Origin of the sequence: Amphritea opalescens (assembly GCF_003957515.1) — a bacterium.
Lineage (GTDB): Bacteria > Pseudomonadota > Gammaproteobacteria > Pseudomonadales > Balneatricaceae > Amphritea > Amphritea opalescens.
This window is the reverse complement of sequence record NZ_RQXW01000001.1, coordinates 138,899-153,747: the sequence shown is the minus strand read 5'-3', so window position 1 is coordinate 153,747 and position 14,849 is coordinate 138,899. Positions and strand designations below refer to the sequence as shown.

Genomic DNA, 14,849 nt, shown 5'->3' with positions numbered 1-14,849 from the left:
AGCTATTCTGCTATCAATATGCCTGATTAACCGTCAGGAAGCCTCTGACATTAGGGGTACTTAATCATGTGTAGAAACGATCATCGCTGATTGGTCAGATTGGTAAAATAGTCTAACCAGCCTTCATGCTCTCGGCCTGCCGCTGCAGCAAAATGGCTTGGGTTATCGGCTTTTCCCTCTCGAATACCCTGATAAATACCGGCGATAACCGTACCGATAAACTCGCCTAATTCAGCCACACGATCTTGTCTGAACGCTTCAACGGTCATGGGTCGATAAACCAGATGGGTTCCAAAAGCCTGGTTCAGATAGTCTGCCAACTGATACTGGGTAATCGCTTCGCCGTGCAGGTTATAGGTCTGCGTATTGTGTTTATCTTCAGTCAACATTTTCGCATAGGCATAGGCTAATTCAGGCCGTGTGGTATAGCCACATCGTCCATCACCGGCACAGTTATCAATGCCGCCCGCTTGTTTATATGATTCGATATAGTCAATATCTGGTTCGATGTAGATGCCATTTCGACCGATAACCCAGTCTAAACCGCTATTGATAATATCCCGCTCGGTCTGGCGGTTACTTTGTATCACCGGCGAAAACGCCGTGTTTTCTTCGGCCCCTTGAACACTGGTATACACTATCTTCTTAACACCACTGTTCTTAGCCGCTTGAATAACATTGCGATGCTGCACTATCCGTTTGTCAGGATCATCCATGCCGGACACCAGCAGTAAGGTGTCAACAGACTGCAGAGAAGCTTCTAAGGCGTTCTGATCATTATAATCACCGGGACGAATCTCCACGCCGAGATGACTGGCTTTTGCCGGTGTCCGAGCTAGACCTATCACCTGCTCTGCTGATAACAACCCAACTGTCGCTTTAACAAAAGCGCCACCTAAATGACCACTCGCGGCGGTAATAGCTATTTTCATCGTTCATCTTCCATTAATTTCTGACGTCTATTCCAGACGCTTAGTTCAAGTGCTTAGCTTAAGTGCTTAATTTAAGTGTTTTCTCGAATAACTGATTAAGCTGTTAGGCAGAGACACCGTAGGCACGCATAAAGGTATCGGTGACCAATGCGCTCCAATGGTCGACCTGCTCTTGGGTGGGCTTCGTCGCGGGATGAGTTAAATAATACAGCTGCGGTTCGCTACGGACTAACCCGACAAAGACCCGTGCTGCTTCCTCACAACTCGTATCACCTAAGTGAATATCCCCCTGTGCCTGGGCTAACGAAAACAGCTTTTCCACCATTGAGATACATGTTCTCGGCCCCGCTTCATAGAAGGTTGAACCTAGACTCGGAAAACGTTCGGCTTCACCGATCACCATTCTGGCAAGCGCCCGTCCGGAGGTAGAAAGCACAATTTTCAAATACGCCGAGGCCACCAGACTCAGGGTTTCTTTCAACTGACCTGGCACAAACTTAATACTGCGCATGGTGTTCGCCGATGATTGGCACTCCGCTTTAACCACCTCAATAAAAAGAGTTTCTTTATTGGTAAAGTGAGCATAGACCGTCGACTTAGAGACTCCCGCCTCACGCTGAATCATGTCGGTGGTCGCCCCGGCAAAGCCATGTTTCAAGAAGACCGATCTCGCTGCCTGTAAAACGGTGTAAGCCTTAGGCCCAAGCTCTCTTTCTGGATTTACAGCAGGAGTCGGCGTAACTATTGTTTGCTTCATAAAATAGATTCCACATATAGGAAGACGTTGACAAGTGCTTTTATGGAAGATACTGTACCGTACTGAGCGGTACAGTACAATCTTTTTCAACTTCCTAGAAATGCAATATTGATAACAGTGCGTTTAACAAACGACAGTCTGTATTGCTTCAATAACGACCATAAACTGTACCGATCAGTACGGTACAGTTTGTTAGTATTAATCAATATGGATCTACACAATATGACTAAAAAGCTCCAGCCTCTCCCCTTAGCGAATAAAGCCTTATTCAATACGGTGGGTATGACTGTCAGTATCTTGCTGTTGACCGGATGCGCTGTAGGTCCTAATTTTCAATCACCCAGCGCCAACACCGATGCGGCGGTCAATGTCGTCAATCTAACCAACCGACAGGATTACAATGATCCATACCCCGTATCAAACCATCAACTGTCGTCACACTGGTGGGCCCTATTCAACGATCCAGCTTTATCCAACTTAATCGTTCGCTCACAAGCAGCCAATCTCGACCTGCAAATCATGACCAGCCGTATTGAGCAAAGCCGAGCTAATCTAGGTATCACCAGTGCTGAGGGTTTACCCAGTTTGTCATCTACCACTAGCTATAGCCGGGAGCGTATCAGCGAGAAAGGCAGATTTGCGGCGTTAGGCGCACCCACCGATAGCGACAATTTTTGGCAACTGGGTTTCGATGCAACTTGGGAGCTTGATCTGTGGGGTCATATACAGCGCGCAGAAGAGAGTGCAACCGCGGCCTTTAAGGCGACCCTGTACGATAAAGAGATGTTTAACATCTCGTTAGCCGCTGAAGTGGCTCGACACTACTTACAATTCAGAAGCCTTCAGGCTCAATTAAATATCACCCAGCAGAACCAAGAGATCGCCCAACAAAAGGTAAAACTGGTTGCTAGCCAAGCGCGTAACGGTTTAGCGGCAGGGTTTGAGATATCGATGGCAGAAGCCCAACTAGCCACGATTAATGCTCAACGACCTAAGTTGAAACAGCGCAGAAACGCCCAATTGAACAGTTTAGCGCTGCTACTTGGAGAACCTCCTAGAGTTCTCGATGAACTATTAACAGACGCTATCGCTTTGCCCTCACTGCCTGATGAGATCCCAATCGGTATTCCAGCAACCCTGGTGCAACGGCGGCCCGATATATTGCAAGCCGAAGCCAAATTACATCAAGCCACCGCCGATATAGGCGTGGCTAAAGCGGATTTCTACCCTCGTATCACCCTAACCGGTAACGCGGGGCTTCAAGGATTCGACAGTCATGATTTAAGCAGTTGGGATGCACGTTTCTTTTCCGTTGGCCCCTCCGTTTATCTACCCATTTTTCAGGGCGGCAGACTGAAACAACGCTTAAAGCTTACCCAAGCTAAGCAGAAAGAAGCCGCGTTGAGCTACCGTAAAACAGTGCTTACGGCATGGCATGAAGTTGACAACGCCTTAGATGGGCTAGCCTCGCAGCGCAGTCAAGTTGAATACTTAAATGTCGCCTTTAAAAACAATCAACAAGCACTGCATTTTGCCCAGCGAAAATATGAACAGGGGGTCGGCAATTACTTGGAAGTGTTAACCGCCCAACGGAATCTACTTAATAGTCAGATGGCACTGAATGATAGCGAAACCAATGCCACCTTGCGTTTGGTCACCCTATATAAAGCCCTCGGCGGCGGATGGGATAACAACCTTGTAGATACAAGCCTCAGCGAGCAAGCCACGCTAAGCCCAACTCAGATCAAAGCTAGTAATACAGCACTCGCCATTGCCCAGCATCTCGACGAGGAACATCCATGAGTCAGGCTACTACTGAACTAAGCCCTGCGGGTAACCTCAGTGGTCAACTAGAGCCACAAGCGCCGAGTGCTTCACCTACGCAACCAGCCCATCATGCGATGCCTTCTACGCGCATTTTAGCCGCCTTACTCGGCATTTTTATCAGCTCAATGATGGCGGGCCTTAATAACCGCGTTGGCTCGCTAGGACTTGTTGATGTCCAAGGCGCATTGAGTTTGAGTGCCGATGATGGCTCTTGGCTCAACACCGTCTATGTGTCCGGCGAGTTATTGATTACGCCTTTCGCCACCTGGTTTGCCATTACCTTTTCTATGCGACGCTTCCATCTATTGATGGTGATCTGCTGTACGCTCATTGCCATAGCGTTACCGCTAGCCAACAACCTTCCCCTGCTCATCGCGCTGCGGTTTATACAGGGGATTTTCAGTGGTGCTTTGATACCACTATTGATGATGATGGCGCTAAAAACACTGCCTCTGCATATCCGTTTGCACGGTTTAGCCCTCTATGCCATGACCGCCACCTTTTCACCCAATATCGCGTTATGGCTAACAGGACAGTGGAGTGATGGATTTAATGATTGGCGATTACTCTATTGGCAGGTAATCCCCCTATGCCTTCTCGCGATTGGACTCGTTAACTGGGGACTACCAAAAGAAGGTATCAAAACAGCGCGTTTTAAAGAGGGAAATTGGCCGGGTATGTTCTTCGGTATCATCGGCATGTGCTTAATAACCATCGGGCTCACTCAGGGTGTCCGGCTAGAATGGCTTAATTCATCACTGATCAGCTCAAGCTTACTGCTCGGTTGCGTATTGTTTGGCCTTTATTTGGCCACTGAGTGGTTCCATCCGACACCCTTTATCAATTTGCGTCTACTAGGCCGCCGCAACCTTGGGGTCGGTTCCATCATCTTCACCGGGTTATTAATTGTTTTGATGTCGGGCACGACGCTGCCCATTCTTTTTTTAGGTGCCATACAAGATTATCGTATTGCCCAATCAGCCCCACTCGGTTTAATCATCGCCCTGCCACAACTGATATTAGGCTCTTTAGTCGCGCTATTACTCTATAAAAAGTGGGTCGATGCGCGCTATGTTTTGGCCGTCGGCCTCGCGTGCATTGCCATTGCTTGCTTTTTAGCAGCGCAGCTAAATGGAGATTGGCATCGCGATCAATTTATCACTGCGCAGATATTTCAAGCGATCGGCCAACCGATGGCTGTGGTCCCTATGTTGTTTTTGATGACGAGTATTGTTGCACCCCATGAAGGGCCCTACTTCTCAGGCATCATCAATACACTACGTGTGTTCGGCACTCTCGCCGGCGGAGCCATTGTTGGCCAGTTATTCGTTGAGCGTGGACATTTTCATAGCGAGATGCTGCTCAATCAAGCCTCGCTGAACAACAGTGCATTAGATAGCTTAGCACCATCGGCGTTAGCGGGCATCATAGCCCAACAATCAACCGTGCTATCGATTGCCGATCTCTATCTCATCTTTGGGGCCGCAGCCTGTGTTTTGATCCCCCTCGTGTTAATCATGACCCATGTGCCTGCCCCTAACTTACAACCCGATGTCTCAACATCTTCAAAAGGATAAGCTTTATGACCTTTACAAACCCCCTAAAACTAACCTCAGCGATAATCTTTATCGCTATCCTCGCCGGTTGTATGCACTACGTTAACCAACCCGAGGCCAGCGCCTCATCGCAATCCACCAATAATGCCTATATTCAGGCCGATATGAGTACGGTAGCAGCCCAAATATCGGGGACAACCGATCAAATATTAGTGACAGAAAATCAACCGGTTAAGGCGGGCGATTTACTCTTATCCATCGATAACCGTGACTTTGTCCTCGCCGTTGAAGCCGCTAAGGCACAGGTAGAAAGCGCTCAGGCTAATATTGGCAGCTTAGCAGCACAGTTAACCCAACAGGAAAGCACCATTTTAAAAGCCCAAGCAACGGTTAAAGCCAATCAAGCCCGATTACAACTGGCTAAAGCGGATCAAAAACGCTTTAGCAATCTTGCTGAAGACGGATCGGGGAGCATACAAGCACTACAGCAAGCGAATACCCAGCTCACCGTGGAGCGAACTAACCTATCAAAAACGCAGGCAGAACTCGCCTACGCCCAACAACAAACCCACGTATTACAGGCCCAGCTGAATACCGCTAAAGCCGCCCTATTACTGGCAAAAGCCGATCTACATGCCCGTGAATTAAAACTATCCTACACCAAGGTCTATGCGCCTATTGACGGCGTGGTTGGTAAAAAGATAGTGCAATTGGGAGACTTCGTGAATGCAGGCAAGCCATTAATCGTGATTGTGCCGACTAAATCCCTGTATATCACCGCTAATTACCGAGAGACGCAACTGGCCAATGTACAGATGGGCCAACCGGTGTCAATTGAAGTTGATGCGCTCCCCGGTGTCGAGTTAAGCGGCAAGGTAGAGAGCCTAGGCCCTGCCAGTGGTGTCAGCTATGCCGCGATTGCCCCGCACAATGCAACCGGAAACTTCACTAAGATCGTGCAGCGCCTACCGGTAAAAATCAGCATCGATATGACACAGAAAAACGCCAGTAAGCTGCGCGTTGGCATGTCCGTGATACCCACGATTGAAACGGGTGACACTCACCAACTGATGTAAATCGCTATGGGTGAAACGTGGTTCGGCGGATAGATTTCTCCCTGCCACGTCCATCTGCGTGCAGCCATATGAATGGCCATTCATTATGCCCCATCAACTCGTTCGAATAGGTAGCACTGAGCAGCGCTATTGATAGTCAGGTTAACGGTTTAACATTCGCTCACCCAGACACCCACATCCATTTTTGACTCAGCCGTGCCCGCGTATGACCCCGATATGGGCGGCACCGCTTCAGCCAAACGCGATACGGCCACGGGAATATGATCCGTGCCCACAATATCACCGATGGTTGGATCAAAACCTTTCCAGCCGCCCCCCGGCAAATAGACTTCGGCCCAGGCATGGGTCGAACCCACCTGATTAGACATCAACGGTGCATGCAGATAGCCACTGACAAATCTCGCCGCAAGACCGAGGCACTTAACGGCTTCCATAAAGAGTAAGGCGAAATCACGACAAGAGCCTGATCCAAGGGATAAGGTCTCCTCGGCGGATTGCACCCCTGGCTCCTCTCTCACCTTATACACCAAGGTGTTATGAATCGTCGCCGTCAACCGCTGCAATAAGGTATAGGTTTGCACCGCCTCACCTCCGCGCCAAACACTAAACAACCAGTTATTTAGCAGGGTTCGGGTGTTTTCATCGGGCAGCACTCGGTAAGGTGACAGCAGAAACTGATCGCCTTCATGATATGAAAAAGGATAATTAAGCGCATAATCGGCCACGATAAAATCTAACGGCGATTCATTGTATTGCTGAATCACTACTTCGCTTTCGATCGTCAACTGTTGTGTCGGATGACTAAAGTTGGCAATCGCCACCGAGTTGCCTTCCACATCACGGTGCCAATAGATCTGTGCATCGGGCGTAATCTGCAGCGAAAAAGACTCGATACGTAGCTCATGATCTTCTCGAGGTCGCAACAGTAGATGATGCGCGCCCAAGGTCACGGTGTCCGTATAGTTGTAATAGGTACGATGAATGATCTTATAACGTTTCATAATGCCCCTAGAATGAAAGTTAAAACTTACACAAGAGAACGTTGTTGCCAACCTATAGAATCATATAAGGCTCGACAGACCTAAACAATAGCCATTTGGGCAGCCCATCGCCTGAATTAGGGTTTGCTTAATCTCGTTGACAGGACGCATGCCTTACATATACAGGCGGCATTGAGGTGCGACGCAGACACCCGGCTTAATAAACCATCGGAAAATCGTATTTGGCTATCGAAGCACCAGCAAGAGAGCGTCTCATCACTTGAGTTCAGATGCCCACAATGATTATCTTTGCCACACAGCGGGCATTTATCAGGTGGACACAGATCTTCTTGATACAAAGTAAACAGCCCCAAAGAAATAGTCGCGTTAAACAATGAGTTTAACCCATTAAGCGCCATCATGATCCATTAATCTTTCAGATAAATCCTATCACCACTAGCGCCATAGATAAGCGCCTGCAGGGTTGCAGCGCACACCATGCCTTAACCTGAGAACAGGAGCAGATGATCGTACAAGTCTAAGGCTGGTCAATCGAAACCAGAAACTGCGAAAACAGCTGTTCAACCACTTCAATCGAGCTATTAAGCCGATGATCGCCAGAAATAAGATGCAAAGCGCAATCGGCTGCTTTGGCAAAGCGAATCGAGTGATCGACGGGAATAACATCATCCGACCAACCATGCACAACCTCTACAAGCCCACGGGGATGATAACTTTGCTGCTCATAACCCTCGATATAGAGTGCGGGGGCCAATAAGAAAATACCTTTAGCATTCACCTGTTCGGCGGCAACTAATGACACATAGCCACCCATACTGGAACCGACCAACACAAAGGCTTCGTCCGCATCACTCAGTACAGCCAGTAAGCGTTCTACTCTCAGATCAGGGTCTAAGATATCGGAATAATCGATGCTATCGACGGTGCAACCTTTCTGCTGAGCGATATCCGCCAACCGTTTGATTTTACTCCCCCAAGGCCCACTCTCTTTTCCATGTGAAAAATAAACCTTCATAGACATTGACTCCTTTCTCGATAGCAGTGGCGCGGATAATGATATGTATCGGTAGCTAGGTAACTCAGCCAATACGATGATCATAACAGGATAGCGGAATGATAAACCGGTGCAACCTGACCATCATGGATAAGCCCATCAGGGCCAAACAGCGAACGTTACTGAGTGACCGTTATGACAATGGATCTGTAACCTTAGAACTGTTGGCCTGTGCATCTCTCGAAAACATTTACCGCGACGTTAAAAACGTCGATTAACGGGTCAACTTGTTCTCTTTAATACGCTTCTAGAATCGGGTTAACATCGGCGCAAATTTGTTCATTCTGAACTAGACGGAAGGTTGAGGTTAGCAGGGATATCCGATCTGTGCAGGAATGCTTAGACCACCATGATGTTAAAGTTCAGAGCTATACTCATCTGCTTGAAGAACACATCGCAAGCACATCCAGCCCCTTAAACTGACAATAAAAAAACGCGCCAAGCAGGCGCGTTTTTAGCATTCAGATCTACATTATGATTTCTTAACGAATTTCGTCAGAATAACGATACGAGTGCCGTTCACGCGGCCTTCGATATGCTCTTCGTTTTCTTGCACCAATGAGATACCGCGTACCGCTGTACCGCGTTTTGCGGTGAAACCAGCGCCTTTTACGTCTAGATCTTTGATCAAGACCACGTTGTCGCCGGCGGCCAAGACGGTACCGTTGCTGTCGCGGTGAATGACTTTTTCAGAGTCATCAAGATGATCGCCGGTGGCTTTTGCCCAAAGTGCAGTTTCATCATCCAGATAGAGCATATCCAGTAAGTCCTGCGGCCAGCCTTCACTACGTAGGCGGTTCAGCATGCGCCAAGCCAGTACTTGTACGGCGGGCACCTGGCTCCACATGCTGTCATTCAGACAACGCCAGTGGTTAGCATCGGTGGTTTCCGGATTTTCGATCTGACCTTTACAAGTACTACATAGCAGAACAGAGTCATCAACGCCGCCTAGCGAGTTCGGCGGTACTTCATAAACACTCAGATTATCGGTCGCGCCGCACAATTCACATTTTGATTCGCTACGATCCCGAAGGGCTTGTTCAGTACTCATGTTCACTCCTGTAAAGTTAGTCACATACCTTCATCCCAGAGCCGCAGGATTCAAGGCGGAATTTTAAAGTCGCGGATTGTACCAGAAGATTGCTTCAGATTCAGGACAATCAAGACAGAAGTTGACGATAGAACTGAAGTTCGGCCTCAAGGCTGTGAATTTGATTCTCGGCTTGTCGAAAACCGTGTTGCTCATTTGGATAAAGATGATAATCAACGGGAATGTTACGCTGCTTTAATGCATTCACCATCACATCCGTTTGCTGAGGTACCACAACTTTGTCCTGCCCTCCCTGAAAGAAAATCATGGGGCAGTTAATTTGATCGGCATGAGCCAGCGGACTACGCTCCAGATAAAGCGCCGCATCCTGTTGAGGATCACCTATCAACCAATCTAAATAATGACTTTCAAATTTATGGGTATCTCGGGTGAGTGACGCCGGATCACTGACACCGTAATAACTCGCACCACCTTTAAAACGGTCACTAAAAGCTAAGGCGCAGAGGGTGGTATACCCCCCAGCGCTGCCACCACGAATAAACACATTCACTGGGTCGATAAGTCCCTCATTGGCAAGATAATCAACCGCTGCTGCGGCATCTTGCCAATCGGTCTGCCCCCAGTCTCCAGCCAAGCGTAAACGATAGTCCCGGCCATAACCGGTACTGCCTCGGTAATTAAGGTCTATGACTGCAAAGCCCCGGCTCGTCCAGAACTGAATTTTGGGGTTATATAATGGATAGGTAGCTGCAGTGGGCCCACCATGGGTAAACACAATCAAAGGGGGCCTGTGACTCAGATCAGGGGCAAAGCGAGGCAAATAAGCAAAACCATAAGCGGTTTCATCTGCCACCGGATAACTCACCGATTGTGGCAAAGTAATATTACCCGCCGGTTTCTCGCCCCCCGCCAAAATTCGCATCTGGGTGCCGTGATAATTAACGATATCAGCCGGCGAAACGCTATCATTAAGCGGGCCATCAGATGGGTGCCTGCCTTCACTCGGGGCTAATTCGATAATCGCCATCGCTCGATCTTGCGCGGCGGCTATGCAGTAGACCCGCCCTTGATAACAACATAGGTGGCGAAACAGACTGAACTGATCAGTGAGCCGACGTTCTTCGCCGAGCGCTGATACCATCGCCAAACACCCCTCCCCTTGCTCCATATAACAGGCGATCCAATGATCGTCATCCAATTGATCCCAGGTCGAGACACCCAACTGCCACTGCGGCAAGCCAAAGTCATTTGTTCGAGACCACAGCGGCTCGACTCGAACGCCATCTGCCCATCCTGTTAACCGGTTGTTCGAGGCTGATATTTTAGGTGGAGTGAGTGTGGGTGCTGAAGTCTCTACGGAGTGGTTTTGTGGTTTATCATTTACATCTTCAAATAGATAACGGTATAAATTCCACCAGCCAGAAACATCACTGATCGCGACTAAGCTGTTATCACTTAAGAAGCGTGGTTGCTGCAGGGATTCTTGAGTCGTCTGGCCAGCGACGATGCGATGCCCGGTTAAACCACTGGCGGGGTTAATCTTATGATGACCACTATGACCGCTATGACCCAGCTCGCTTGCGCCAACAGTGCCTGTCCCTTGTTCTCGCTTGTCGACATCAGCCCACGGCGTGTTTGGTGGCCTAAGTTGGGCAAAATTAAGTTGAGTACTGACCCAAGGCATGTGTGGGTGGTTCCAACTAATCCAAGCCAGCTGTTGACCGTCGGGGCTCAGCACCGGTGCAGCATAGAAATCATCGCCGCTGACCATCACGGTGACCGCACCACTATCAATATCCACCGCCACTAAGCGATGTAGCGGTTGAGTATGATCATCACTGGGTTGTTCCTGCACCGCTAGCAGTCGTTGACGGGGTTGATCATAGATTAGATCGCCATAACGACAACCCGAGGTTTGGGTAAGCTGCAAAGGCGTTTGACCACCCTGCTGTAGCCAGATCTGTTGGTCGGTGGCATTCACAAACGCCAAGCGGTGGTCCACCGGGCACCAGCTTTTACCACCATATTCATAGACACCGCTGCGGACGCTAAAATCGGCTTGGGTTAAGCAGCTAACAGCCCCGTTCCAATCACGCCGGTAAAGCAAGTTACGGCCTTTTTCCGGTTGGTATTCAACCCAGAAAACGCCCTGATCACCGACATAGAGTTGACCATATTCGAGCCCCCCGGCCACCGCCTCAGCAGCGGACAGGGAGGATGCAAAAAAACCATATTGGGTCATCGTTAGCTACCGTTTAGTCTGTGCAGTCGCTCAGGCTAACATATCAGCCCTTGCAGAACACTCTGGAGTTGCGCTCATTACGGTAGATGGGCTCGTCATGCACGGGCAGCTCCGCGGCTTCGCGTGCCTGCAAAATCAGACCATGATGGGGGGATTTACTGCAAACGGGATCGGCATTATTGGCATCGCCGGTGAGCATAAAAGCCTGACAGCGGCAGCCGCCAAAGTCCTTCTCTTTCTCATCACAGGAGACACAAGGCTCTTTCATCCACTCATAACCACGGAAGTGGTTAAAGCCATTTGAGCGGTTCCAGATCTGCTCGATGCTTTGTTCCTTCACATTAGGAAACTCGACTGGCAACATTCGCGCACTATGGCAAGGTAGAGCCGTACCATCCGGCGTGACCGTTAGAAATACCTGCCCCCAGCCATTCATACAGCCTTTGGGGCGCTCTTCGTAATAATCCGGCGTCACAAAGATAATCTTGATCGGATTACCTGCTGCCGCAAGGCGATCGCGGTATTCGTTAGTGATGCGCTCGGCCCGCTCTAACTGCGCCCGCGTAGGCAACAGGTTATTACGGTTTTCATAGGCCCAGCCATAATACTGACAGGTAGCCAACTCGACATAGTCGGCTTCGAGTTCGACACAAAGCTCGATAATACGGTCGATCTGATCGATATTATGCCGATGGGTAACAAAGTTGAGCACCATCGGATAACCCTGGGCTTTCACTTCTCGGGCCATCTTTAGTTTTTGCGCAAAGGCTTTTTTTGATCCCGCGAGCAGATTGTTTACTTCGGGGTCGGCGGCCTGAAAACTGACCTGAATATGATCCAAGCCAGCAGTGCGAAAATCCGCTATTTTATGCTCATTTAAGCCCACTCCAGAGGTAATCAGGTTGGTGTAATAACCCAATTGTCGCGCTTCGCTGATCAGCTCAACTAAGTCTTGCCGTACCAGCGGTTCGCCACCGGAAAAGCCCAACTGTGCCGCGCCCAGTTCGCGGGCTTGGGTAAACACATCGACCCACTCAGCGGTGGTTAGCTCATCGGTTTTACTGGCGAAATTGGTTGGGTTAGCGCAGTAAGGGCACTGCAGTGGGCACTTATAAGTGAGTTCGGCGAGCAACCACAGCGGCTGACCATGGGTCGGCACCGCATTCAGTGATGGCTGTCCGTTACAGGCTGATCCAGCGTTGCTCACGGGCATCTCCTAAGAAATCCAGAATATCCCGCTCGATCCCATCGGCATCGGGGAACTTTGCCTGCAGTGTCTGGATTATATCCGCTGCAGTACGCTGACCATTCACTAAGGCTAAGACTTCACCAGCGGGACCATTGAGTTTAACCATTCCTTCAGGATAGAGCAGCACATAACTATCCTGTGCTTTCTCCCATTGAAAACGAAACATCCGATTCAATACCGGAGTCTGATCCGGGGTGATCTCTGCGCCGCTCATGCGAATAGACCTTTGTGATAGATCTTCTCTTCGGTCACTGTGTGATACGGTGGACGCTTGAGTTCATAGGCCATGGTCATAGCATCTAACATGCTCCAGAGCACATCCAATTTAAACTGCAAAATATTCAACATCCGTTCCTGCTGTTCACGGGTGGTGTAGTGATCCAGGGTAATATCCAACCCATGAGCCACATCGCGGCGGGCTTCCGTCAAACGGCCACGGAAGTACTGATAGCCCTCTTCTTTAACCCAAGGATAGTGAGTCGGCCAAGTATCCAAGCGATTCTGGTGAATAGTCGGGGCAAATAGTTCGGTCAGTGACGAACTAGCGGCTTCTTGCCAAGTCGCACGGCGAGCAAAATTAACATAGGCATCGACGGCAAAACGTACACCGGGTAATACATGTTCTTGCGACAGAATCTCTTCACGGCGCAAACCCACGGCTTCGCCCAACCGTAACCAGGCTTCGATGCCACCCACGGCGCCATCATAACCATCGTGATCCAACACCCGCTGCACCCAATGACGGCGTACATCACGGTCCGGGCAGTTGGCCATAATGGCGGCATCTTTCAACGGTATTGAAATTTGATAATAGAAACGGTTGGCCACCCAGCCCTGTATCTGCTCTTTACTACAGTCGCCGTTATACATCGCCACATGGTAAGGGTGTTCGGTATGGTAAAACGCCCCTTTAGCTCGCAGCGCCTGTTCAAATTCATCCCGGCTCAGCGCCGGTAAGGTCTGTTTCAGTGGTGCATTCATAACGCCCCCTTAAAGCTCAATACTCATGCCGTCATAGGAGACTTCGATCCCACGGGCCACCACTTCGGCCCGTTCAGGAGAGTCTTCATCTAAAATCGGATTAGTATTATTAATGTGAATTAATACTTTGCGCGGTTTCTCTAGGGTATCTAGAAACGCCAACATGCCAGCCTCACCAGTAGTTTCATTGGGCATCTGCGCTAGGTGCCCCATAGTCACGCCTAGTTTATCGCCAACTCCCGATGTGATCATCTCATCATCGCGCCAGATGGTACCATCCACCAGCAAACAATCAGCAGCTTGCATAATTGGCCTCAGGTGCGGTTCGATCTGACCGAGACCCGGCGCATAAAATAGCGTTTTACCGCTGCGGGTATCTTCAATCAGAATGCCGATATTGTCCCCCGGATGCGGATCATTGCGGTGTGGCGAATAAGGTGGCGCACTGCTGAGCAGGGGCACGGCGGTCAGTTTAAATTCGGGCACCTGAGGAATAACAAAACTATTCTCGCCAGCTTCAACCGAAATCAGGTTACGGGTAATCCCACCATTCCAGTGCTCTAACATCTTAAACACAGGGAAACCGGTAGTGAGGTCTTGATAGACCATATCGGTACACCAAACTTCATGGGGACAGCCTTCGCGTAACATCAACAAACCGGTGGTATGGTCGATCTGACTATCCATATAGACAATCGCAGCGATACCGGTATCACGAATCTGGCGATTGGGTTGCATCGGCGCAAAATCAGCCAGTTGCTGACGAATATCCGGTGAGGTATTAAACAGTATCCAGTCTTCTCCATTAGCGCTGATCGCAATGGAAGACTGGGTACGGGATTTAGCATTCAATGTGCCGGCACGATAACCTGCACAGTTGCGGCAATTACAGTTCCACTGCGGAAAACCACCGCCGGCGGCTGAGCCAAGAATTTGTATTTTCATTATTATTATCTTGTCGTATTGTCAGTGTATTCGGAGAATAACCAAAAAACTCCACCCGTAGGTGGAGCTTGGTATAGTGCTTAGCGGTTTGCGAAGTACATGGTGACTTCGAATCCGATACGCAGATCTATATAAGCTGGTTTAGTCCACATAGGTATTACCTCTTTTGTTATTAGTT

15 protein-coding genes are annotated in these 14,849 nt (G+C 49.3%); 3 read left to right on the top strand and 12 right to left on the bottom strand.

Annotation, left to right across the window (positions count from 1 at the left end):
- Window positions 1-80: 80 nt before the first annotated feature.
- Window positions 81-932 carry an SDR family oxidoreductase gene (locus tag EH243_RS00640; protein WP_126156698.1) on the bottom strand — a complete coding sequence of 284 codons (852 nt, stop codon included), beginning with the start codon at window positions 930-932 and terminating at the stop codon, window positions 81-83.
- 103 nt (window positions 933-1,035) lie between these two features.
- Window positions 1,036-1,689: a TetR/AcrR family transcriptional regulator gene (locus EH243_RS00635; RefSeq protein ID WP_126156697.1), complete on the bottom strand. Its 654-nt coding sequence runs from the start codon at window positions 1,687-1,689 to the stop codon at window positions 1,036-1,038.
- Between the two features lie 222 nt (window positions 1,690-1,911).
- Here EH243_RS00635 and EH243_RS00630 point away from each other — a divergent pair, with 222 nt between their 5' ends.
- The 3 genes from EH243_RS00630 to EH243_RS00620 are packed head-to-tail and all read left to right on the top strand — an operon-like array spanning window position 1,912 to window position 6,148.
- The gene (locus tag EH243_RS00630; RefSeq protein ID WP_241234957.1) at window positions 1,912-3,492 is read left to right on the top strand and encodes an efflux transporter outer membrane subunit; all 1,581 of its coding nucleotides are present in this window, start codon (window positions 1,912-1,914) and stop codon (window positions 3,490-3,492) included.
- Window positions 3,489-5,093: an MFS transporter gene (locus EH243_RS00625; protein WP_206441462.1), complete on the top strand. Its 1,605-nt coding sequence runs from the start codon at window positions 3,489-3,491 to the stop codon at window positions 5,091-5,093. The genes EH243_RS00630 and EH243_RS00625 overlap by 4 nt, the downstream gene beginning before the upstream one ends.
- Window positions 5,094-5,098: 5 nt before the next feature.
- On the top strand, window positions 5,099-6,148 hold the full coding sequence (locus EH243_RS00620; protein WP_126156696.1) for an HlyD family secretion protein: 1,050 nt from the start codon (window positions 5,099-5,101) through the stop codon (window positions 6,146-6,148).
- Between the two features lie 149 nt (window positions 6,149-6,297).
- On the opposite strand, the gene EH243_RS00615 is transcribed toward EH243_RS00620, so the two are convergent.
- The 10 genes from EH243_RS00615 to pqqA all read right to left on the bottom strand — a co-directional run bounded on the left by EH243_RS00615 (window position 6,298) and on the right by pqqA (window position 14,823).
- Entirely contained in the window at window positions 6,298-7,149 is an 852-nt protein-coding gene (locus EH243_RS00615) for a transglutaminase family protein (RefSeq protein ID WP_126156695.1), read from the bottom strand.
- A gap of 116 nt (window positions 7,150-7,265) precedes the next feature.
- Window positions 7,266-7,547 (bottom strand): cysteine-rich CWC family protein, encoded by a 282-nt coding sequence (locus EH243_RS18825; RefSeq protein WP_420897527.1) that lies wholly within the window; start codon window positions 7,545-7,547, stop codon window positions 7,266-7,268.
- A gap of 119 nt (window positions 7,548-7,666) precedes the next feature.
- Window positions 7,667-8,164, bottom strand: coding sequence for a YqiA/YcfP family alpha/beta fold hydrolase (locus EH243_RS00605; protein WP_206441461.1), 498 nt, complete (start codon window positions 8,162-8,164; stop codon window positions 7,667-7,669).
- Window positions 8,165-8,675: 511 nt separating this feature from the next.
- Window positions 8,676-9,254 (bottom strand): PhnA domain-containing protein, encoded by a 579-nt coding sequence (locus EH243_RS00600; protein ID WP_126156692.1) that lies wholly within the window; start codon window positions 9,252-9,254, stop codon window positions 8,676-8,678.
- 109 nt (window positions 9,255-9,363) lie between these two features.
- On the bottom strand, window positions 9,364-11,496 hold the full coding sequence (locus EH243_RS00595; RefSeq protein WP_164549011.1) for a S9 family peptidase: 2,133 nt from the start codon (window positions 11,494-11,496) through the stop codon (window positions 9,364-9,366).
- 43 nt (window positions 11,497-11,539) lie between these two features.
- On the bottom strand, window positions 11,540-12,709 hold the full coding sequence (gene pqqE, locus EH243_RS00590; RefSeq protein ID WP_420897524.1) for a pyrroloquinoline quinone biosynthesis protein PqqE: 1,170 nt from the start codon (window positions 12,707-12,709) through the stop codon (window positions 11,540-11,542).
- Window positions 12,678-12,959, bottom strand: coding sequence for a pyrroloquinoline quinone biosynthesis peptide chaperone PqqD (pqqD, locus tag EH243_RS00585; protein ID WP_126156690.1), 282 nt, complete (start codon window positions 12,957-12,959; stop codon window positions 12,678-12,680). The genes pqqE and pqqD overlap by 32 nt, the downstream gene beginning before the upstream one ends.
- Entirely contained in the window at window positions 12,956-13,726 is a 771-nt protein-coding gene (gene pqqC / locus EH243_RS00580; protein WP_126156689.1) for a pyrroloquinoline-quinone synthase PqqC, read from the bottom strand. Before pqqC ends, pqqD begins: the two co-directional genes overlap by 4 nt.
- 9 nt (window positions 13,727-13,735) lie before the next feature.
- Entirely contained in the window at window positions 13,736-14,671 is a 936-nt protein-coding gene (gene pqqB / locus EH243_RS00575; protein WP_126156688.1) for a pyrroloquinoline quinone biosynthesis protein PqqB, read from the bottom strand.
- Window positions 14,672-14,751: 80 nt separating this feature from the next.
- Window positions 14,752-14,823, bottom strand: coding sequence for a pyrroloquinoline quinone precursor peptide PqqA (gene pqqA / locus EH243_RS00570; protein WP_075961633.1), 72 nt, complete (start codon window positions 14,821-14,823; stop codon window positions 14,752-14,754).
- Window positions 14,824-14,849: the final 26 nt, after the last annotated feature.